Origin of the sequence: Sphingobium quisquiliarum P25 (genome assembly GCF_000445065.1) — a bacterium.
Classification (GTDB): Bacteria; Pseudomonadota; Alphaproteobacteria; order Sphingomonadales; family Sphingomonadaceae; genus Sphingobium; species Sphingobium quisquiliarum.
The window spans coordinates 49,908-70,557 of sequence record NZ_ATHO01000150.1 but is presented as its reverse complement, the minus strand read 5'-3'; the positions used below and the strand labels follow the sequence as shown (position 1 = coordinate 70,557).

The 20,650-nt window shown below is 65.3% G+C and carries 17 protein-coding genes and 1 tRNA gene; 8 read left to right on the top strand and 10 right to left on the bottom strand.

What is annotated here, in order from left to right:
* The 5 genes from L288_RS0122110 to L288_RS38770 form a co-directional block, all read left to right on the top strand.
* A partial coding sequence (locus L288_RS0122110; RefSeq protein WP_031304789.1) for a phosphatidylglycerol lysyltransferase domain-containing protein occupies nt 1-661 on the top strand: 661 nt, incomplete at its 5' end.
* Complete coding sequence (locus L288_RS38785) at nt 658-1,344, top strand: winged helix-turn-helix domain-containing protein (protein ID WP_021239543.1); 687 nt, start codon at nt 658-660, stop codon at nt 1,342-1,344. The genes L288_RS0122110 and L288_RS38785, both read left to right, overlap by 4 nt.
* Before the next feature lie 9 nt (nt 1,345-1,353).
* A complete protein-coding gene (locus L288_RS38780; protein ID WP_021239542.1) occupies nt 1,354-2,724 on the top strand; it encodes a sensor histidine kinase in 1,371 nt (456 codons plus the stop codon).
* A gap of 87 nt (nt 2,725-2,811) precedes the next feature.
* Nucleotides 2,812-4,344, top strand: coding sequence for a DUF389 domain-containing protein (locus L288_RS38775; RefSeq protein ID WP_021239541.1), 1,533 nt, complete (start codon nt 2,812-2,814; stop codon nt 4,342-4,344).
* Nucleotides 4,345-4,516: 172 nt separating this feature from the next.
* Nucleotides 4,517-6,982, top strand: a complete 2,466-nt coding sequence (locus tag L288_RS38770) for a TonB-dependent receptor (protein ID WP_021239540.1) — start codon at nt 4,517-4,519, stop codon at nt 6,980-6,982.
* Nucleotides 6,983-7,113: 131 nt separating this feature from the next.
* Here L288_RS38770 and L288_RS38765 read toward each other — a convergent pair whose 3' ends face one another.
* Nucleotides 7,114-8,856, bottom strand: coding sequence for a chloride channel protein (locus L288_RS38765; protein ID WP_021239539.1), 1,743 nt, complete (start codon nt 8,854-8,856; stop codon nt 7,114-7,116).
* A gap of 89 nt (nt 8,857-8,945) precedes the next feature.
* On the opposite strand from L288_RS38765, the gene L288_RS38760 reads away from it, so the two are divergent.
* Nucleotides 8,946-9,356 carry a MarR family winged helix-turn-helix transcriptional regulator gene (locus tag L288_RS38760; RefSeq protein ID WP_021239538.1) on the top strand — a complete coding sequence of 137 codons (411 nt, stop codon included), beginning with the start codon at nt 8,946-8,948 and terminating at the stop codon, nt 9,354-9,356.
* A gap of 155 nt (nt 9,357-9,511) precedes the next feature.
* Here L288_RS38760 and L288_RS38755 read toward each other — a convergent pair whose 3' ends face one another.
* The 7 genes from L288_RS38755 to L288_RS38725 all read right to left on the bottom strand — a co-directional run bounded on the left by L288_RS38755 (nt 9,512) and on the right by L288_RS38725 (nt 16,985).
* Nucleotides 9,512-10,531 carry a zinc-dependent alcohol dehydrogenase gene (locus L288_RS38755; RefSeq protein ID WP_021239537.1) on the bottom strand — a complete coding sequence of 340 codons (1,020 nt, stop codon included), beginning with the start codon at nt 10,529-10,531 and terminating at the stop codon, nt 9,512-9,514.
* A gap of 551 nt (nt 10,532-11,082) precedes the next feature.
* Nucleotides 11,083-11,158 (bottom strand) — tRNA-Lys (locus L288_RS38750).
* 122 nt (nt 11,159-11,280) lie between these two features.
* Nucleotides 11,281-12,396: a rod shape-determining protein RodA gene (gene rodA, locus L288_RS38745; protein WP_021239536.1), complete on the bottom strand. Its 1,116-nt coding sequence runs from the start codon at nt 12,394-12,396 to the stop codon at nt 11,281-11,283.
* Nucleotides 12,393-14,483, bottom strand: a complete 2,091-nt coding sequence (gene mrdA / locus L288_RS38740) for a penicillin-binding protein 2 (RefSeq protein WP_021239535.1) — start codon at nt 14,481-14,483, stop codon at nt 12,393-12,395. The genes rodA and mrdA overlap by 4 nt, the downstream gene beginning before the upstream one ends.
* Entirely contained in the window at nt 14,480-15,007 is a 528-nt protein-coding gene (gene mreD, locus L288_RS38735) for a rod shape-determining protein MreD (protein WP_021239534.1), read from the bottom strand. The genes mrdA and mreD overlap by 4 nt, the downstream gene beginning before the upstream one ends.
* Entirely contained in the window at nt 15,004-15,921 is a 918-nt protein-coding gene (gene mreC, locus L288_RS38730) for a rod shape-determining protein MreC (protein WP_021239533.1), read from the bottom strand. Before mreC ends, mreD begins: the two co-directional genes overlap by 4 nt.
* A 17-nt stretch (nt 15,922-15,938) precedes the next feature.
* Nucleotides 15,939-16,985 carry a rod shape-determining protein gene (locus tag L288_RS38725; protein ID WP_007685698.1) on the bottom strand — a complete coding sequence of 349 codons (1,047 nt, stop codon included), beginning with the start codon at nt 16,983-16,985 and terminating at the stop codon, nt 15,939-15,941.
* A gap of 160 nt (nt 16,986-17,145) precedes the next feature.
* Between L288_RS38725 and mutL the strand changes: the two genes are divergently transcribed.
* Together mutL and L288_RS38715 are read left to right on the top strand one after the other, a co-directional pair.
* Nucleotides 17,146-18,933: a DNA mismatch repair endonuclease MutL gene (gene mutL / locus L288_RS38720; RefSeq protein WP_021239532.1), complete on the top strand. Its 1,788-nt coding sequence runs from the start codon at nt 17,146-17,148 to the stop codon at nt 18,931-18,933.
* Nucleotides 18,934-19,027: 94 nt separating this feature from the next.
* A complete protein-coding gene (locus tag L288_RS38715; RefSeq protein ID WP_021239531.1) occupies nt 19,028-19,576 on the top strand; it encodes a hypothetical protein in 549 nt (182 codons plus the stop codon).
* A gap of 20 nt (nt 19,577-19,596) precedes the next feature.
* Here the strand turns inward: L288_RS38715 and L288_RS38710 are convergent, their stop codons facing one another.
* The gene (locus L288_RS38710) at nt 19,597-20,058 is read right to left on the bottom strand and encodes a MaoC family dehydratase (RefSeq protein ID WP_021239530.1); all 462 of its coding nucleotides are present in this window, start codon (nt 20,056-20,058) and stop codon (nt 19,597-19,599) included.
* A 54-nt stretch (nt 20,059-20,112) separates the two neighbouring features.
* Nucleotides 20,113-20,649, bottom strand: a complete 537-nt coding sequence (locus tag L288_RS38705) for a DNA-deoxyinosine glycosylase (RefSeq protein ID WP_021239529.1) — start codon at nt 20,647-20,649, stop codon at nt 20,113-20,115.
* Between the last annotated feature and the right edge of the window lies 1 nt (nt 20,650).

Here is a 20,650-nt window from a genome sequence, read left to right as displayed (position 1 = left end):
TGCGGTCCGCCGGGCCGAGCGGGAGGGCGCGCGGTTCGAGATCGTGCCACGGGCGGACGTGCCCATGCTGATCCCCCGGCTGAAGGCGATTTCGGACGAGTGGCTGGAGGCGAAGGGCGCGACGGAAAAGAGCTTCAGCGTCGGCCGTTTCGATCCGGCCTATCTGCAACAGTTCGACTGCGCCGTGGTGTGCCGGGGCGACGAGATCGTGGCCTTCGCGAACATATGGGCGGCGGCGGACGGCGGCGAATTGTCCGTGGACCTGATGCGCCATGGAAGTGACGTGCCCTATGGCACGATGGATTTCATGTTTTCCCGGCTGATGCTGTGGGGACGGGACAAGGGCTATCGCTGGTTCACGCTGGGCCTGGCGCCGCTGTCGGGTCTCGCGGCGCGGCCGTTGTCGCCATGGTGGGCCAAGGCCGGAGCCTTTCTCTACCGCCATGGCGAGAGCTTCTATGGCTTCGAGGGGCTTCGCGCCTATAAGGCCAAGTTCGCGCCGCAATGGGAGCCGCGCTTCATCGCCGGGCCGCAGGGGCTGTCGATGGCGCGCGCCATGGTCGACCTTCAGCGGCTGGTCGGCGGCGGCCGGGGCAGCGCGGCTTCGCGCATGGGCAGGGCCGCGCGGGACCGGACGGCGGAAGGGGAAGGGCAGCCATGAGCCACAAGATATTGCTGGTCGAGGATGACGCGACGACCGCGGACTATATCGCCAGAGGATTGACGGAGGAGGGGTTCACGGTCGACCGCGCCAGCGACGGCCGCGACGGTCTGTTCCTGGCCACCGGGCGGACCCATGACGCGATCATCCTGGACCGGATGCTGCCGGGCATGGACGGGATGGCGGTGCTGGCGGCCCTGCGCGCGGCGGCGATCGAAACGCCGGTCATCATCCTGTCGGCGCTGGCCGCGGCGGAGGATCGCGTTGCAGGGCTGACCACCGGGTCCGACGATTATCTTGCCAAGCCCTTCTCCTTTGCCGAGCTGCTCGCGCGCCTGCGGCTGATCATCCGCAGGCGGACGGCGGGGCCTGTTCCCGAAACGCGGCTGACCTGCGGCGACCTCAAGATCGACCTATTGTCGCGCCGGGTGACGCGGGGCGGGCGGACGATAGAGTTGCAGCCGCGCGAGTTCCGCCTGCTCGATTTCCTGATGCGCCATCAGGGCGAGGTGGTGACGCGGACCATGTTGCTGGAAGGGGTGTGGGACTATCATTTCGACCCCGGAACCAACGTGATCGACGTGCATATCAGCAAGCTGCGGCGCAAGATCGACGAGGAAGGGGAGGCGCCGTTGATCCACACGGTAAGGGGCGCGGGCTATCGCCTGGGCGATCAGGGCTGACGCGGCTTCGTGCGGAGATTTCATTCGGTCATCTGGCGCTTCGCCATCCTCGTCTTCCTGATGCAGATCGCCTGCGTGCTGGTGGCGCTGGCGGCGGTGCACCAGTTCACCAGCCGGTCGATGGCGCATGCGAGCCGGGAAGTGGCGGTCGGCCTGCGCGACGATATCGCGGCGACCTACGCCGCCGCCGGTTCGGCCGCGGCAGGCGCGACCGTGCGCAGCCGGATCGCATCCGACCCCAGCGGCAATTCGGTGATCCTGCTGCTGTCGCCGGACGGCCGGAAGATCGCGGGCAATCTGGACCATTGGCCAGCGGGTACAGGCAGTTCCGAAACATGGCATCGCGCCCGGCTGGTGCGCAACGACCGCAAGGGCAGGGCGCGGGAAGAGATAGGCATCGTCGCCGCCCGCTTTCCCGATGGCGCGCGGCTGATGACGGGGCATGTCGTCGAGGATGACCTGCGCATCGGCGGCTTCCTCCAGACGGCGTTGATCGGCGCGGTCCTGCTGGCGGTGCCGCTGGCGGGGGGCGCGGCGTGGCTGTCGGCGGCGATCATCAAGCGGCGGCTGAAATCCGTCATCGACACGGCGGCGGCGGTCAGCACGGGGGAGATGGAGCGCAGGATCGCGCTGACGGGCAGCGGCGATATGTTCGACGCGCTGGGCCGCGCCATCAACGCCATGCTCGACCAGATCACCCGGCTGGTGGGCGAGTTGCGCCTGGTGACGGACGGGCTGGCCCATGATCTGCGCTCCCCCCTTACGCGCCAGCGCGCCGTTATCGAAAGCGCGCTCAAAAGCAGCCGGGACGAGAACACCGGCGCCGTTCTGGAAAGCGTGCTGGAGGAGAGCGACACCCTGCTGCGGATGCTGAACACCGCGCTGGTCATCAGCCGGGCGGAGGCGGGGATCGGGCGGGACAGCTTCGCCGCCGTGGACGCCGGGGCGCTGCTGCGTGATTTTCAGGAGATGTACGGCGTCATCGCGGAGGAGAAGGGCGCGACCATCACCGTCGATGCGGAGCCGGCCTTTTCCATCCGGGCGCAACGCGAACTGATCGGACAGGTGCTGTCCAACCTGATCGACAATGCGCTGAAATATGGCGGCACCCATATCCGGCTGTCCGCGCGGCGCGAGTCCGGACGCATATTGGTGAGCGTGGCGGATAACGGACCCGGTATCGCCGAGGACCGGCGGGAGGAGGCGTTGCGGCGTTTCGCCCGGCTGGATGCTTCGCGCCATATCGCCGGCGCGGGGCTGGGGCTTTCCCTGGCGGCGGCGGTGGCGCGGCTGCATGGCGGAACGCTGGTCCTGTCGGACGCTGGGCCGGGGCTGCTGGTCACGCTGGTGCTGCCGGAGTCCAGTGCGCGGGCGGAGTGATGGCGGCCTGCCGTCCCCGTGCGGTTGCGGACATGGACCCGATCGCCTAGCAGGAGGCACATTGATGTAAAGCAAGAGGTTTTTGCAGTGGAAGCCGCAGAGCGCGAAAGCAGGAGCAAGCTGCGGCGATGGTGGAGCATCTGGGTCGTGGGCGGCGTGGATCACGCGGCCGTCCTCGACCAGATCAGCGAGGATTCCGGCTGGTCAGGGCGATACCTCTTCCTGGTGCTGATTTCCGCATCGATTTCCTTGCTGGGCCTGCTGATGCCGTCGGTCGCGGTGCTGATCGGCGCGATGCTGCTCTCACCCCTCATGATGCCGATCATCGGCCTTGGCTTCGGGATAGCCACGCTCGATTTCCAGGAGATCCGGCGCGCCGCCACTGCGCTGGGCCTGGGATCAGCCGTCGCGGTCATCCTGTCGGTCATTCTGGTTGCCCTGTCGCCGGTCCAGACGATCACGAGCGAGATTGCCGGACGAACGCAGCCGACCCTGTTCGACCTGCTGGTGGCGCTGCTGTCCGCCCTCGCCGGGGCCTATGCCCTGATCCGCGGGCGGGGCGGCACGGTGGTGGGTGTCGCGATCGCCATCGCGCTGATGCCGCCGATCGTGGTGGTCGGATTCGGCATCGCCACTTGGAACTGGACGATCTTTTCCGGCGCGCTGCTGCTGTTCATCACCAACGCGGTGACGATATCGCTGACGGCGGCGCTGGTGGCGCGCGTCTATGGGTTTGGCAGCCATTTATCGCCGCACCATACCGGATGGCAGCTGGTGTTGTTCTTCGCAGGGCTGGGCCTGCTGTCGATCCCCTTGAGCGCGGCGCTCAAGCAGATCGCGTTCGAGGCGGTGGCGCAGCGTCAGGTGCGCGATACCGTGCGGGCGCGCTTTCCTTCGGACGCGCGGCTCAGTCAGGTCGAGATTGACTATGCCCGCTCGCCGATGAGGGTGCGTGCCGTCATGCTGACGCCCGGCATCGTTCCCAGGGCCGACGCGCTGCTGGCGGCCGACCTGCGGGCGCGGCTGGGCCGCCCGGTGGATATCCATGTCGACCAGCTCCGCACCTCGCAGGATGCAGGGGCGACGGAGGCCGCGCAGATCGCCCGCGCGAGCGAGAGCGGGCGGCAGGACTTTGGCAGCCGCCCTGACCAGGCCGCCAGCATCCTGAGCCTTATCGCCGGAACCAGCCCGTCCGCCGTGCGGCTGAACCCCGGACGGCGCAGCCTGGGCGCGACCGCCGCCGTGCTGCCGGGGCTGGGCCTTGAGGGCTATCGCGCGCTGGAAGATCGCGCCCGCCGCGCTTTGCCGGACTGGACGGTGACGCTGGCGCCGCCTGAACAGACGAACCTGCCCGGCGTGCGGATCGATCAGGGCGTGGTCGACGGCAGGCTGCTGGACCTTGCCGCCTGGGCATCGTCGCGCCGGTCGCAGGACATGCAGGTGAACGGGGGAACCGCCGCCCAGCGCCGCGCCATAGCCGAAGGCATCGTATCGCGCGGCGGACGCGCCGTCGAGGGAATAGCGGGCGGGGGCATCCGGCTCAATTGGGTCGTGCCGGAGGCAGCGGCGGACGGGCAGCCGGAGGAAGAGGGCTCCGGCACGCAGCAGCGGCGGGAGTGATATGGCATCTGCCGCCGCCATCGCGCATGTCCATGGCGCGGCAAGTCTTCCCGAAATAAATCGTGCGGGGGCGTTCGAAAGATCATTGCTCCCCTTAGTAGCTGCGATATAAAGAACAGAGACGGCCGATAAGAGTCGTCCAACAAAATTACGTCTGAGGGAGGATGTCTGGATGAAGATGAAGCGCATTTCGCGCGCCGCTATGCTGTGCGCCAGTGTTTCCGCTTTTGCCATGCCTGCTGCGGCTCATGCGCAATCAGGGGCTGAAAGCAGCAACACCGCCGACATTATCGTAACCGCGACCCGGCGTGAAGAAAGGCTGCAAGACGTGCCGATGTCGGTGAACGTCGCCACCGGCGAGCAGCTTGAGCAATTTAAGATTTTCGACGTCAAGGATATCTCGCAACTTGCGCCGGGCCTGCAACTTACCAATACGACTGGCCGTAACAACACGACGACTTTGCGCGGTATCACGTTCGACCCCGATCAGGGGACGGGTCCTGCGGTTCAGGTCTATTATAATGAAGTCCCGGCGGATGCGCAGACCGTCTTCACGGCAGTCTATGATATTCAGCAGATCGAAGTGCTGCGCGGTCCTCAGGGGCTGCTGCGCGGCCTGTCGGCGCCCGCCGGATCGATCACCATCGCCACGCGCAAGCCGGTTTTCGACGGGCCGGACGGCTATATGCAAATCACCGGAACCGACCGGCACGCCTATAATGTGCAGGGCGGCGTATCCCTGCCGTTCAACGACACGCTGGCGATCCGCGTTGCGGGGCTGGTCGATGGCAATCGCGTCAATCAGGTGCGGGACGTCAACAGCGGCGATTATTCGCGCAGCCGGACGGAAAGCGGCCGCATCACGCTGGGCTGGCAGCCCAGCACGGACTTCACCGCTTTCCTGACCTACCAATATCTGCACGCGGACAATCGCGTTTTCCAGCAGGTCGTCGGAAGCGGCAATACGCCGCTGGGCATCTACAGCACATTCTTCGGCACGCCCACGATCCTCGTTCCGCCAGCATTTGGGGGCGGTTCCTTCGCTCCCGACACCAGCGTCGTGTCCGGTCCGCCGCTGAGCGTGTCCGATCGCGGTTCGGTGCAGGAAGGCATCTTCCGCAATCGGAACGAAACGCATCTCGTCAACTTGCAGTTCGACTATGACCTTGGTCCCGCAACGCTGTCATTTGTCGGCGCGCATCAATATACCAAGTTGAAGATCGAGCGGGACCTGGATTCGGCAAACAGCATTCCCGGCTATATCCAGACTTCCAACGTGATCACGCCGTACAAGGTCGATACGGGCGAGTTGCGCCTGGCCTCGAACAATGAGGAAGGTCTTGGCTGGGGAGTGAGCGCCTTCTATTCGAAGCAAACCGGCACGACGCGCGTGCAGCAGGATAGCAGCCTGCTTCTGTACCCCGTGGCGCCGGATGCGCAGGTCAATCCGCCTTGCGCCTTGGTGGGCGGGGCGGCCGTGGGATGCAACGATCCGATCGCGCCCTTTACCATGGCCAACCAGTTCCCGCTGACGGCGCTGATAAGAGTTCCGGTAAATACGCAGACTTGGTCGTTCAGCGGCAATCTCCGATACAAGACGGGCCCGCTGACCATTCAGGGCGGTTTGCGTTATTCGATCTTGAAGAAGGTGCAGACGACACAGCAGGGGCTTGCAGGGTTCATCAGTTCACCGGCCGAGGAAATCATTCCGGCGCCTTTGCAGCGCATCCGAAATACGCCAATCACTGGCGGGGCGACCATCAACTATGAAGCGACCCCTGACCTGAACATCTATGCCGCCTATGGGCATTCTTTCCGCCAGGGCAGTTCGAAAGTGGCGGGCCCGGCCGTAGTTACCGGCGATCTTATTCAGACCCGGCCGGAAAAGACGGACTCCATCGAAGTCGGCGTAAAGGGAGCACTGTTCGATCGCAAGCTGAACTATAGCGTCGCGGCCTTCTATCAGAAGCTGAATGGCTTCCTCAGCCGCTTCAACAGTATTTTCTGGTCTTCGCCCGCCAACCCAAGCGGACCCACGGGTGTTTTCGACTTCAACTATAATGGAGACGCCACGATCAAGGGTGTCGAGGCGTCCATCGATGCGCGGCCCACGCCCGATTGGGACCTGAACGTCAGCGCCGCCTATACCAAGGCGCGCTGGGACAATGCCAGGCTGCCGTGCAACGACTATGCGGGGACTGGCGCGCCCAATACCATTGGCGATCCCGACGTTACCGGTCCCGGCAATGTCAGCTACTGCAATATCGACGATAAGCTGGCGAATACGCCGGACTTCAGCCTGAACGCCAATACGGAAGTGCGCTTCCCGATGGACAATGTCACACCCTTTGTCCGGGCGCTGTTGACCTACACGCCCAGCTATTATTGGTGGCAGTCGCAATATCGGTTCAAGCATCGCGAAATCGTCAACCTGTTCGTGGGCGTGCGTTCCAACGATGACAAATGGGAACTGGATGTGTTCGCGAAGAATCTGTTCAATCAGAAGCGGATCACGAACATCTCGCTGGGCGAAGTGCAGACCGGCGCTGCTGTCGCTGGCGCGTTCGAGTCCGGCTACAGCACCGTCAACGTCACGAACCCGCGTGAATTCGGCGCGACGCTGAGCTTCAAATGGTGATGCCGCCTGCGGCTTGAAGTGTCGAAGAACGGCAATGTGAAGCGCTGAGACTAGACCCTGTTCCCATGGCGGGAGCAGGGTTCTGGCCTTTGCGCAAGCGTCTGGTCCTCACCCCGCCGGAGGCTGGGCCGTCAGCCGCGCGCCTGTTCGGCGGCACGGTGAACATGCCGTATCTTGAGCATGTCCTGCCTGCTCAATATGCCGACTAGGCGGGAGGTGTGCGGATCGACGACCGGGATACGCCCGATGCCGTTATCGACCATCAGGTCCGCGATCCGGCCGATCGGCTCCTCCGGCCTGGCGACGGGAAGGGATATGTCCGAAAGCACTTCCGCCAATGTGGCGTCCAGCGGCGCGGCGTCCGTCTGCCATCGCAGCGCGTCGGAGCGGGATACGAGCGCGACCAGATGCCCGGCCTCGTCCACCACGGGATAGCTGCGATGCTTCGCATCCGCGAAGAAGCGCACCGTTTGGGCGACCGTCATCATTCCCGGCAGCGTTTCCGGGTTGGGCGTCATCACCTGTCCCGCTTGCAGGAAGTCGAGCGGATCGACGCTATATTCCTGCAAGACGTGGCGTCCCCGGCGCGCGATCTTCTCCGTCAGGATCGACCGGCGGATGAGGAGGACGCTGACGGCATAGGCGCTGGCCGACGCCGCCATGGTAAGCGGAAGCATCGCGAAATCGCCGGTCAGTTCGGCCGCGAACAGCGCCGCCGTCAGAGGCGCGCGCATCGCGCCGCTCATCGTCCCGGCCATGCCCGCCAGCGCCCATAGCGCGCTGCCGCCCGGCAGATAATGGCCGATCACGAAACCGAGCGCGCCGCCGAGCATCAGCAGCGGCGCGAGCACCCCGCCCGAAGTGCCTGAACCAAGGGCGATCAGCCACACCGCCGCCTTGACGAAGAGGAGCGCGAGCGCGACCCGCAGCGCCATCGATCCGTCGAGCAGGGCCCGGATGCTGTCATAACCCGCGCCCAGCACATGGGCGTCGATCAGGCCGCCAATCCCCACCGCGACCGCGCCGATGGCGGGCCACCACATCCAATGCAGGGGCAGCCGGGCGAACAGATCCTCCACCCGGTAGAGGAGGATAGACAGCAGCGAGGCCTGACATCCCGCGAGCGCTCCCATGGCGAGAGCGATGCCGATGATGACCGGCTCCAGAGCGATATGGTGGATGACGGGAAACAGCGCCCCGCCGCCGATCAGATGAGGACGCCACAGCAGCGCGGTGAGGGCGGCGATGACGACCGGCACGAAGCTGCGCGGCTTCCATTCGAACAGCAACACCTCGATCGCGAGGAGGATGGCCGCGACGGGCGTGCCGAAGATCGCGGTCATCCCGGACGCAGCGCCCGCGACGAGCAATGTCTTGCGCTCCGCCGCGCTCAGGTGGAACCGCTGGGCGAACAGAGACCCGATCGCCCCGCCCGTCATGATGATCGGCCCTTCCGCGCCGAACGGCCCGCCGCTGCCGATGGAGATGGCAGAGGACAGGGGCTTGAGGATGGCGACCTTGGGCGACAGGCGGCTTTCGCCATAGAGGATCGCCTCTATCGCCTCCGGTATGCCGTGGCCGCGAATCTTGTCCGAACCGAAACGGGCCATCAGGCCGACGATGAGGCTGCCGACGACCGGAATGACGGCGACCGCCGGGCCAAGGCTGTTGCCGGTGATCTCGGACGGCGCAGCGGAGAGGCGGCCGAACCAGAAGATGTTGGTGGCGGCCGCTATCGCCTTCAACAGCAGCCATGCCCCCATGGCGCCGCCTGTCCCCACCACGATGGCCGCCGCCGCCAGCATCAGCATGCGCCGGTCGGCGCTGTGGTCGGCCAGGCGCGGGGGAGAGGAGGAAAGGTTGAAGGAACGCATCGCGGGTCCATCCAAAGGAACAAGGAAGGCGCGCCAATATATCGTAGTACGATATTTATCAATGCCGCATGACGGCGTAGAGGTGTCTTATGCCTGCCGACCTTTCCGATGCCGATTATGCGACCCTCGCGGAATTCCGATATTCCCTGCGCCAATTCCTGGCGTTCAGCGAGAATCGCGCTGCGGCTTGCGGGCTGACGCCGCAGCAGCATCAGGCGCTGCTCGCGATCCGCGCGGCCCCGTCAGGGGAGGCGACGGTAGGTTATGTCGCGGACCGGCTGATCCTGAAACCGCACAGTGCGAGCGGCCTGATCGACCGGCTGGTGGCGCTGAATCTGGTCCAGCGCCAGCCATCGGCGCGGGACAGGCGGCAGGCGCTGCTGCTTTTGACCGAACAGGCGCATGGCATTCTGGCGCGATTAAGCGCGGTCCACCGCGAGGAGATATTGCGCCTGCGTCCTATGCTGATGGAATTGCTTGAAACGCTGGCGCAATCCTGAAGCGGCCGCGCGCGGCGAGGCGCCAGTCCACCCAAGCCGCGGTCAATAGAGCGAAGTGCATTTCTCCGGGAAGGAGGATCACATCCTCCCGCCCCTTCTCTGTTAGTTGGAGAAGTGAATTTCCGCCCTTGATGAATCAAGGGCGTCCGCCACGATCAGGGTTTGATCAGAACCTTGCACTGGGTCGTCGGCTTGCGGAGCGCCTCAAACGCTTCGGGCAGTTCATCCAGGCTGACCGTTGCCGTATGCAGCGGTTGCGTATCGACCTCGCGCCGCGCCAGCGCGTCGATGACAGCGGCAAAATCGCTTTCGGTATAGGCCTGGCTAAAGCGGATCGTCACTTCCTTGCCCAGGGCGGCGATGGGCGCAAGCGTATCCTCCTGGAACACGACACCCGCGATGACCACGCGGCCGCGCACGGCTGCGAAATCCACCGCCTGCCGCATCATGCCGGGCAGGCCGACGCATTCGAACACGACGGAGGGGCGCGCTTTGCCGGTGGCCTTGCGGAATGCCTCCAGCACATCCTCCTTGCGGGGATCGATCACGGCCGTCGCCCCGACGTCCATTGCACGGGCGCGGCGGCTTTCGGACATCTCGCTGACGATCACGTCACGCGCGCCCGCATGGCGCGCGAACAACGCCACGGCAGCGCCGATCGGACCGCCGCCCAGGACCAGAACCGACGCTCCACGCGGCATTTCGGCCATGCCGACGATATGATGGCCCACCGCCAGCGGCTCGACCATCGCGCCTTCCTCAAAGCTGACGCCATCGGGCAGGCGCTGGAGCATGGAGCCGCGCGCCGCGACATATTGGGCATAGGCGCCCTGGGCGTTCAGATAGCATCCGGTGAACAGAGTTTCGCTGCACAAGGCGGGCAGCCCCTGGTCGCAGGCGTCGCAGCTATTGCAAGCGTTGAGCGGCAGCGCGGTCACACGGTCACCGGCTTTCCATCCCGTCACTGCCGATCCTACCGCGGCGATCGTGCCCGCAAATTCATGGCCCAGGATGAGGCCCGCGGGGGTGTGCTCTCCTTCGCTCATGTGAAGGTCAGAACCGCAGATGCCCGCATTTTCGACCGTCAGGATAACCTGGTCCGGCGCAGGGGTGGGATCGGCCACGGTCTGGATGGACAGTGGCTTTCCCACGCCTTCGAAAATTGCAGCACGCATTGTGGTTCGTCCTTTCTAGCGATCTTCAATCGGTGGCAGCAAAGGCGGTCGTCATCTGCATGCATCTGCTCCGCTGGCGCCTCTCCTTTGGTTCATTCTACCGTTGGTCAAGTGCCTTGCAACAGGGGTGCGGCGGGTGAGTGATATTGCTCGCGGCCGGAAGTGAAGGATTGTCGCGATAGAACATGGTTTGCACGCCGGGGGGCAAGGCTTGAATGGGCAACGGGGCTGCGCCGAGGGTAATTGGCGAGCCATGCTGACAGGAGATCCGCACTGGCGGGGGGCGTTTGTGGACAGTTGTGTAAGTAGATCCGGCCGGACTGGACCCATTGCTGCATTCGCGAACCGGGCAAATTCGCGCTCGCGTTCAACACCGCTTATTACCGGCGAGCCGAAGATTGACGCATATCCCTGTTGGCAGGCGTCGCCACGCATATCAGCGACCCGCGCTTACGCTGCGGTACTGCTCATGATTTGCTTATGGGGATTTCACAGGCAACTTTTGGAGTCATCCCCTATTTGGGGTAAGTTGCTGTATTATTTGGAATGGATGGTGGACGCACTAGGGCTCGAACCTAGGACCCGCTGATTAAGAGTCAGCTGCTCTACCAACTGAGCTATGCGTCCACACTCGCTTTCGGCTGACCCCTTGGGGTGTCGCCTTGGCGTGGCCGGGCGGTTAGCATTATCCTTCGGCTTTGCAAACAGTAATTTGCTTTGCGGCGGGATTTTTCGCGGATGGCGGTTGCTCAGGCCCAGTTGCCGCTGGACCGGCGGCCTTTGCGCGTGGACCTTTCGATCGCCATGATGATGCCGATGCACAGCATGACCGTCAGCATTGACGACCCGCCATAGGACATGAAGGGCAGGGGGATGCCGACCACGGGGGCGAGGCCCATCACCATCATCAGGTTGATGGCGACATAGAAGAAGATGGTCGTGGTGAGCCCCGCCGCCACCAGCCTTGCATATTTGTCCTGCGTGCGGAGTGATACGCCGATGCCCCAGCGGAACAGCAGCAGGAACGCGCCGATCAGGAATATGCCGCCAGCCAGCCCCCATTCCTCCGCCATGGTCGCAAAGACGAAGTCGGTATGGCCTTCGGGCAGATAGTCCAGATGGCTTTGCGTGCCCTTAAGGAAACCCTTGCCCCACAGGCCGCCCGAACCGATGGCAATTTTCGACTGGCTGATATGGTAGCCCGCGCCCAGGGGATCGCTTTCCGGGTCGAGGAAGATGAGAACGCGGTTCTTCTGATAATCATGCAGGAAGCTGAACGCGATCGGGATGATCGCCGCCAGGGCCAGTCCCGACCCGACAAACAGGCGCAACGGCAGCCCTGCCAGGAACATGACCGTCACTCCCCCCGCAGCAATCATGGTCGCGGTGCCAAGGTCAGGCTGCACCAGGACCAGCGCCCACGGCACCCCGATCAGCACCAAAGCGGGCCAGATGGCGGTCCATCGCCGGATTTCTCCCACCGGAAGCAGCGCATAGAAGCGGGCAACCGCCAGGACGATCGCCGGTTTCATGAACTCCGACGGCTGCAACTGCATGAAGCCAAGATTGATCCACCGCTGACTGCCCCCCGCGACGCCGCCGATCAGTTCGACCACGACCAGCGACACAAGCACCACGCCATAGGCCGGGAAGGCGAAGCGGGCGAAGATTTCAAGCGGGATGCGGCTCAGCACCAGCGCCATGCCGGTGAAGATGACGAAGCGCACCGCTTGGTTGATGGCCCAGGGCGTGATGCTGCCGCCCGCAGAACTGTACAGTACCAGCGTGCCGAAGCAGGCGATCGCGAAGAGAATCCCCAGAACCTTCCAGGGAAATTGGGCCACGGGTTCAGGGACGATGTTCATCGCGCGCCGCCCGGATTGGAATCAGGAGGGGGCGGCGCATCATCTTCCGCAGGCTGCGCGTCGGCATTTTGCGCCGGGGCGGGGGAAGAGGCGTTGCTGGCAGTGGCGTTGGCGGCCTCTGTCGCATTCGCGGCTGCTTGCGGCGGGGCCTCTCCCTTCTCAATGGCCTTGGCGAGGCGGAATGCCGCCATTTGCCGCGCCATGCGCTCGGCAGGGGTGCCGCCCCAGCCCTTTTCCAGAGTCTCCAGCTTCTCCATCGCCTTGGCCTGATCGAACAGGAAGGACATGGTGTCGCTCGCGATCATCGGCGCGTCCTCGATCCGGTTGACGTGGCCGCCATGCTCGATGATGCAGGCAATGGCGTAGCGGGGATTGTCGAACGGAGCAAAGCCCTGGAACAGGGCATGGTCGCGCAGCTTGAAGGGCAGGGAGGCATTGCCCCTGACGCCGCCCGCGCGTTCGCTCATGGTGATGCGGCGTACCTGCGCTGTGCCGGTCTTGCCAGCCATCATGACGCCGGGGATGCTCATCCGCGCCGCGCCGCCGGTGCCGCCTCCGTTGACGACCGCGCTCATGGCGTCGCGGATGGTCACCAGATGCTCCTCGTTCACGCCGACAGGCGCGGGAGCCGAGCGGGACGCGCCATGGAGGAAATTGGGCATCAACTGCCGCCCGGTCGCAAGCCGGGCCGCCATAACCGCCATTTGCAACGGATTGATGAGCATATAGCCTTGGCCGATGGTCGCATTGACAGTGTCGTAGACCTGCCATTTCTGCCCATATTTCTTGAGCTTCCACGCGGGGTCGGGAACCGTGCCGTAACTTTGGCTGGGGAAGGGCAGCGGGAATTTCTGCCCCATGCCGACACGCCGGGCCATGCTGGCGATGCGGTCCATGCCGATGCGCTGCGCCATCTGGTAGAAATAGATGTCGCAGCTCTGCGCGATGGCGGTGCGCATGTTCACCGCGCCATGGCCGCGCCGCTTGTGGCAGTGGAACAATGTGTTGCCGACGCGGATCGCGCCAGAGCAGCCGATGGTTTCGGACGGTTTGACGCCCGCTTCCAGCAGCGCCAGCGCCACCATGGGCTTGACCGTCGATCCGGGGGGATAGAGGCCCTGGAGCGTCTTGTTGCGCAGGGGGACGTGATCGTCCTTCGACAGCATTTCCCATTCCAGGCGGCCGATGCCGTCGGAAAAGCTGTTGGGATCGAAACTGGGCATCGACGCCATGGCGAGGACGTCGCCATTGTGGCAGTCGATGATGACGACGGAGCCGCTCTGCGTGGCGAGCCGCCGCCCGGCATATTCCTGCAACCCGGCGTCGATGGTGAGCTTGATGGGGTTGCCCGGCGTGTCGGGCCGGGTGGTCAGTTCGCGCACGATCTTTCCGCGCGCGGTCACCTCCACCCGTTTCGCGCCGGGCTTGCCCGTCAGTTCACGGTCGAAGGATTTTTCCAGCCCGTCCTTGCCGACCTTGAACCCCGGCGTGATCAGCAGCGGGTCCTTGCGCTCCTCATAATCCTTGGCCGATGCCGCGCCCACATATCCCAGCAGATGGCCGACCGTTGCCCCTGCGGGATAGTAGCGGGAAAAGCCCTGGCTGGGCGACACTCCAGGCAGGTCGGGCAGGCGGACGCTGACGGCCGCGAACTGGTCATAGGTCAGCTTTTCGGCGACCTGCACCGGGCGGAATCCCGCCGACTTGTCCAACTCTGTCTTGATGCGCTCCACATCTTCGGGCGAGAGCGAGAGCAACTGCGCCAGGCTGCGGATCGTGCCTTCGGGGTCAGTGACGCGCTCCGGGATCAGGTCGACGCGAAAGTCGGTGCGGTTGTTGGCCAGAGGCCGCCCGTTGCGGTCGATGATCCATCCGCGCCGGGGCGGGATGAGCGTCAGGTTGACGCGATTGCTTTCCGACAGAAGATTGTATTTCTCATTTTCCGCAATGCTGATCCAGGCCATCCGCCCGATCAGCATCGCCCCGAAACCGGCCTGAATGCCGCCGATCACCATCGCCCGGCGCGTGAATGTGAAGGACAGGGCGGCTTCGTTGACGGTCTTCTTCTTGAGCCTGGGCAGCTTCATGCCATTACACGCCAGCGGTCGATCCGGGCGCATTGCCGCACCACGAAGGGGAAAAGCAGGATGGTCCAGAGCATCTGTGGCGCGACAAGATACAGGTTGATGTCTCCTCCGCCAGCCATGCGCGCGAACAGCACCCCGCCCGCGATGCAGAAGATAATCGCCAGCGCCGCGATTAGCCAGTCCTGCCGGTAGCTTCGCCAGACCATGCGATGTTCGATGGCGTCGATCCCGATCAGCGTCACCGTCCACAGGAACATGGCCGATCCGATCGGCTGGCCGCTCATCATGTCATCGAACAGGCCGAGGGGCAGGCCGATCCAGGTGCGCCACAATTCGGGCCGCAGCAGCCGCCAGGACAGCAGCAGCAGCAGCCCGAAGGGGGGCATCACCGGCGCCTGCGCGATCACTGGCAATATTGTGACGGCCGAACCCAGCATCACCGTGATCACCGGCGTCCCGTTCAGGCGGAAAGCCGATGGCTGGCGGCCCAGGCGCGGAACATGGCGTAGGTGCGGGTCGATCATGGCGTGATGGCGTTGGCCGCTGCCCCGGCGTCCACGGGCACCGCGTCTGCCGCCGGATCGGTCCGCGTCACGGCCTCTTCAAAGGAACGTTCGACCACCACCGCATCGACCTTCGACGGGTTGGCGAGGGGAACGCCATAGGCGATCTCGCCCTGCGTCCGCACGACGACGGCGACGGGTATGTTGGGTTGGTAGACGCCGCCGACGCCTGACGTCACCAGCAGGTCGCCCGGATGGAAGGGATTGCGCCCCGCTGCCAGCGCCCTGATTTCCAGCGTGCCGTCGCCCAGCCCCGTGGAAATGGCGGGAACGCTGTCATTGGCGCGGCGCACCGGCACGATATTGCTGGTGTCGGTCAGCAGCAGGACTTCCGCCGTGTTGGGCGTTGTGTTGTGGATGCGGCCGATCAGCCCTTCGGGCGCGCGCACAGGCATGCCCATCCGCACGCCCTGCCAGCGCCCGGCATTGAGGCGGGCGAAGCGGCGCGTGCTGCTGGACGAGGAGGCGATCAGCCGGGCGGTCAGCAGTTCGCTGTCGTCGGTCTCCACCAGTTTCAGCAGCTTTTTGAGGCGGATATTTTCCTGTGCCACCGCCTTGGCTTCGATGATGCGGTTGCGATCCGCCTCCACCTGACGGCGCAGCGCGATATTCTGGGACCCGGCGCGCCAATAGGCGGCCAGCACTTCGTCCAGCGAGCTTGCGCCGCTCACCATGTTGCGCATCGCGATCGACGCCGGACGCGTGATTTCCGCCGTCGCGGTGCGGATCACCGCGAAACCCGTCGGATCGAATATGGCGACAACCACCAGGAGCAGGCCGACGGCGGCGCCCGTCATCGCCACCACATAGCTGGCGAAGAGGCTGTATTGCGCCTTCCGGTTGTGCCCGGGGCGTCGGCTGGGTGGCCGCGCCATCCTGTTTCCCCCTGACCTTAAGCGGTCTGCAACACGCCCCGGAAGATCGGGTCTTCCATCGCCCGGCCCGTGCCGATGGCGACGCAGGTCAGCGGATCTTCTGCGATGGTGACGGGCAGGCCGGTTTCGTCGCGCAGTTCATCGTCCAGCCCTTTCAGCAGCGCGCCGCCGCCGGTCAGCACGATACCCTGATCGACAATGTCCGCCGCCAGTTCCGGCGCGGTATTTTCAAGAGCGATCCGCACGCCTTCCACGATGGTGCTGATGGGTTCCGCCAGCGCATCGGCGATCTGGCCCTGGTTGATGGAGATTTCCTTAGGCACGCCGTTCACGAGATCGCGGCCCTTGATGTGGATCGTCTCGCCGACGCCGTCTTCGGGCGGCTGGGCGACGCCGAACTGCTTCTTGATACGCTCTGCCGTGGCTTCGCCGATCAGCAGGTTGTGATGGCGGCGCACGAAGGACACGATGGCTTCGTCCATCTTGTCGCCGCCCACGCGCACCGATGTCGTGTAGGCGAGGCCGCGCAGCGACAGCACGGCGACTTCGGTCGTGCCGCCGCCGATGTCGACCACCATCGAACCGATCGGCTCCGTCACGGGCATGTCCGCGCCAATGGCGGCGGCCATGGGTTCCTCGATCAGGAAGACCTGGGAAGCACCCGCATTGCTGGCCGCATCGCGAATCGCGCGGCGTTCGACGCTGGTCGAGCCTGACGGGACGCAGATCACGATTTCGGGGAAGCGCCAGGGGCGCGACTTGCCGCCATGCACCTTGGTGATGAAATGCTTGATCATCTGTTCGGCGACGTCGATGTCGGCGATCACGCCGTCGCGCAGGGGGCGGATGGCCTCGATCGAATCAGGGGTCTTGCCCATCATCAGCTTGGCGTCGTCGCCGACCGCCTTCACCCGCTTCACGCCGTTCAGCGTCTCCACCGCCACGACAGACGGTTCGTTCAGCACGATGCCGCGCCCGCGAACATAGACGACGGTGTTCGCCGTGCCGAGATCGATAGCCATATCCTGGGAGGAGAGTTTGAAAAGTCGCGAGAAGATCGACATGCCTGTTCCTGTTCAGCCCGGTCATCCCGGCGACGCGAACCGGGGCGTTCGGAGGTGCCTGCCACGTTCCGCCGCCCCTGTCATCATTCCCTGCGGCGAGGTAAAATTTTCGGGGGGTAACGGCTCGCGGAATGCGCTCGCTTGGGCTAGTCACTAATCAATGTCAATACGCCGTCTGCCCGAACATCTGGTCAACCGCATCGCAGCGGGCGAAGTGGTCGAAAGGCCCGCCAGCGCGCTCAAGGAAATCGTAGAAAATGCGCTGGATGCCGGTGCGCGCCGCATCGCCATCCGCCTGAGCAATGGCGGGCTGGACCGGATAGAGGTGAGCGACGACGGCTGCGGCATGACGCCGGAGGAGATCGCGCTGGCGGTGGAGCGCCATGCGACATCCAAGCTGCCCGATGACGCGATAGAGAATGTGTCCACCCTGGGCTTTCGCGGCGAAGCGCTGCCTTCCATCGCCAGCGTCGCCCGCCTGTCGATCGACAGCCGCCCGGCGGGCAGCGACGGATGGAACCGGACGCTGGACAATGGCGTGCTGGTGTCCGAAGGGCCTGCGGCCCTGCCGCCCGGCACCCGCGTGACGGTGGAGCGACTGTTCGCCCGCGTGCCGGCGCGCCGCAAGTTCCTGCGATCGGCCAAGGCGGAATATGCCGCCTGCATCGATTGCGTCCGCCGCCTTGCCATGGCGCATCCGGCGGTCGCCTTCAGCGTGGAGCATGACGGCCGCCGCGCTCTGGGCGTGCAGGGCGGCGAGGGCAGGGAGGACCGGGTCGCGGCGCTGACCGACCGGGCGCTGGCGGACAATCATGTCGTCGTCAGCCTGGAGCGGGAGGGTATCCGCCTGTCGGGCGTCGCCTCGCTCCCCACCTATAATCGCGGCGTCGGGGACCATCAGTTCCTGTTCGTCAATGGCCGCCCGGTGCGCGACCGCCTGCTGGTGGGGGCGGTGCGCGGAGCCTATGCCGACATGCTGGCGCGGGACCGGCATCCGGTCGTCGCGCTGTTCCTGGACGTTCCGCCGCTGGAGGTGGACGTCAACGTCCACCCCGCCAAGACGGAGGTGCGCTTTCGCGACCCGGCGCTGATCCGTGGCATGATCGTGTCCGGCCTGCGCCGGGCGCTGGATGCGGAAGGATTTCGTTCCGTGCAGCAGGCCGATGCCGCCGGGCTCGCGGCCTGGAAGGCTGAACCCGTGTCGCCAACGCCGATCAGCGCCATGCCGATCTTCGCGGCGGCGGAGGCTTATGCGCCCGTTTCCGCGCCGCCATCGCCGGGGGTTGCCGATCGCCGCGCGTCCTTTCTGACGCCGCCGCCCCAGGCGCGCGCGGAACCTGCGGCCGCGCCCCCGCCGGAAGGACAGAGCTTTCCGCTGGGCGTGGCGCGCGGCCAGGTCGCCCGCACCTATATCGTGGCGGAGGCGGAGGATGGGCTCGTCATCGTCGACCAGCATGCCGCGCATGAACGGCTGATGCTGGAGCGGATGCGCCGTGCGATGGACGGGCAGGGCGTCGCCGCCCAGGCGCTGCTGCTGCCCGAAGTGGTGGAGCTGGACGAACCGGCCTGCGACCGGCTGGAGGCGCGGATCGAGGAGTTGAAGGCTTTTGGTCTGGAGCTGGAGCGCTTTGGCCCTTCCGCCATGCTGGTGCGCGCCACGCCCGCCATGCTGGGGCAAGGCGATGTGCAGGGGCTGGTGTCGGACCTGGCCGATGACCTTGCCGCCTATGACAGCGCGCTGTCGCTCAAGGAGCGCATCGATCTGGTCGCGGCGACGATGGCGTGCCACGGATCCGTCCGGGCCGGGCGGGTGCTGAGCGTCGCGGAAATGAACGCATTGCTGCGCGAGATGGAAGTCACGCCCCGCAGCGGCCAGTGCAATCATGGGCGGCCGACCTGGGTGAAGCTGGGGCATGGGGATATCGAGAAGCTGTTCGGGAGGAAGTAGGGGCCTCGTAATCCTCGCTGCGCCGCAGGCGTCGGAAGGGGGAGGATTTTATCTCCGTCTATCGATGGGCAGGATTTTGGGGCATAGCAGTGGCATGAAACGCATCCTGTTCCTGCTTGCCCTTTGCGCGCTTCCGTTTCCCGTTTCGGCCGCAGCGCCAGCCGCCGATCCGTGCAAGGACGCGCCGTTTCCGCCAGAGCCGTGGACAAGCTGGATGCAGAGCGGTGCGGAAAGGGCGGCGGGAGAGGCGCATTCGGCGCCCCGGCTGATCCTGGGCAAGCCGGTCGTCGCGGCGCTGCGGCCTGCGGTGCAGGTTCAATATGCGGTGAAGCCGGAAAAGCTGCGGCCCAAAAGCTATGGCGGCCTCTTCACCCTGTCGGTCAAGACGGCTGCGCGGGTGGGAGTCGGGCTTTCGGGGTCCGCCTGGGTGGACATCGTCACCGGCGATCAGGCCGTTCCTTCCATAGCCCATGGCCATGGGCCGGAATGTTCCGGCATCCGCAAGATCGTCTGGTTCGACCTGCCCGCTGGCGTCCACCTTTTGCAGATCGCGGACTCGCCGGCGCGGGAAGTGCGGGTGATGGCGGCCGATGCGATCGCCAACCAGCCGCTGCCGCCGCCGCCATCCGGCCGGGATTTTTGACGGCGGAGCAGCCGCTTCGGTCAGGCGGGGCGAGTGCGGAACATGGCGATCGGCATCATCGTCATCACCGTCTCGTCATTCTGGTTGATCAGCGCTGCCCTGCTTTTGACGATGCCCATTTCCGGGCGGCTGCGGGACAGCTTCTTTTCCACTGCTTCCGATGTGCCGCGCAGCGTGTCGCCCGGCCGCACCGGCTTTAGCCAACGCAATTCGTCGACCCCGATCGCGCCCAGACTCGCTTCCTGATGGCCGGACGCCTGCATATGGGTGACGAACATCTTCATGAAGAAGGCCGTGCTGTGCCAGCCGCTGGCGGACAGGCTGCCGAAATGGGTTTGCGCCGCGGCCTCGTCCGACAGGTGGAAAGGCTGGGCGTCATATTCGCGGGCGAAGGCGATGATTTCTTCCCGGCTGATGGTCAGCGGGCCGAATTCGACCCGGTCGCCGATAAGGACGTCTTCGAAATAGATGGTGTCGCCCATAGGCTGGTAACTCCGTTTCGTCTGAAAACGGTCTAGGCACGGCTTACGTTTACGTCAATGTGAAGCTGGGACAATCCACTGGCGCAGCACCCGCCATGCTTCCGCCTTCTTCTCCCGCGACAGCATGGCGTTGGCGCCGCTGCTGGAGGGGAGGTCGATCAGGGTAAGGGCCTGACCGGCCGCGCCGATCTGCCGCCGTCCGTGCAGTGACGCCGCCTTGCCGTTGAAGGCCACGGCGCGCAGCGCGGGGAGCCGGGCGATGAAGGCGTTTAGGTCGCGAAGCTCCGCGTCCCGGATCGCGCTGTCCAGGCTGCCGGGCCGGTCGGCGCTTTCGATGACATCCCACAGCCCGACGCCGCGCGCACGCAGGCGTTTGAGCCGCAGCGCATAGGGGAGGGCGCGCAGATCCTCGTCCAGCACGCCGCCCATCAACGCCCAGAAGGCGTTGCCGCGATGCGCATAATATTCGCCCTGCCTGATCGACGCGTCGCCCGGCAGGCTCCCCAGCACCAGCAGCGTCGTGCCCGCGTCGACGCTGGGCGGAAAGGCGGCCTTGCGCTGCGCGGGCATCTGGCCGGGACGCAGCGCCATG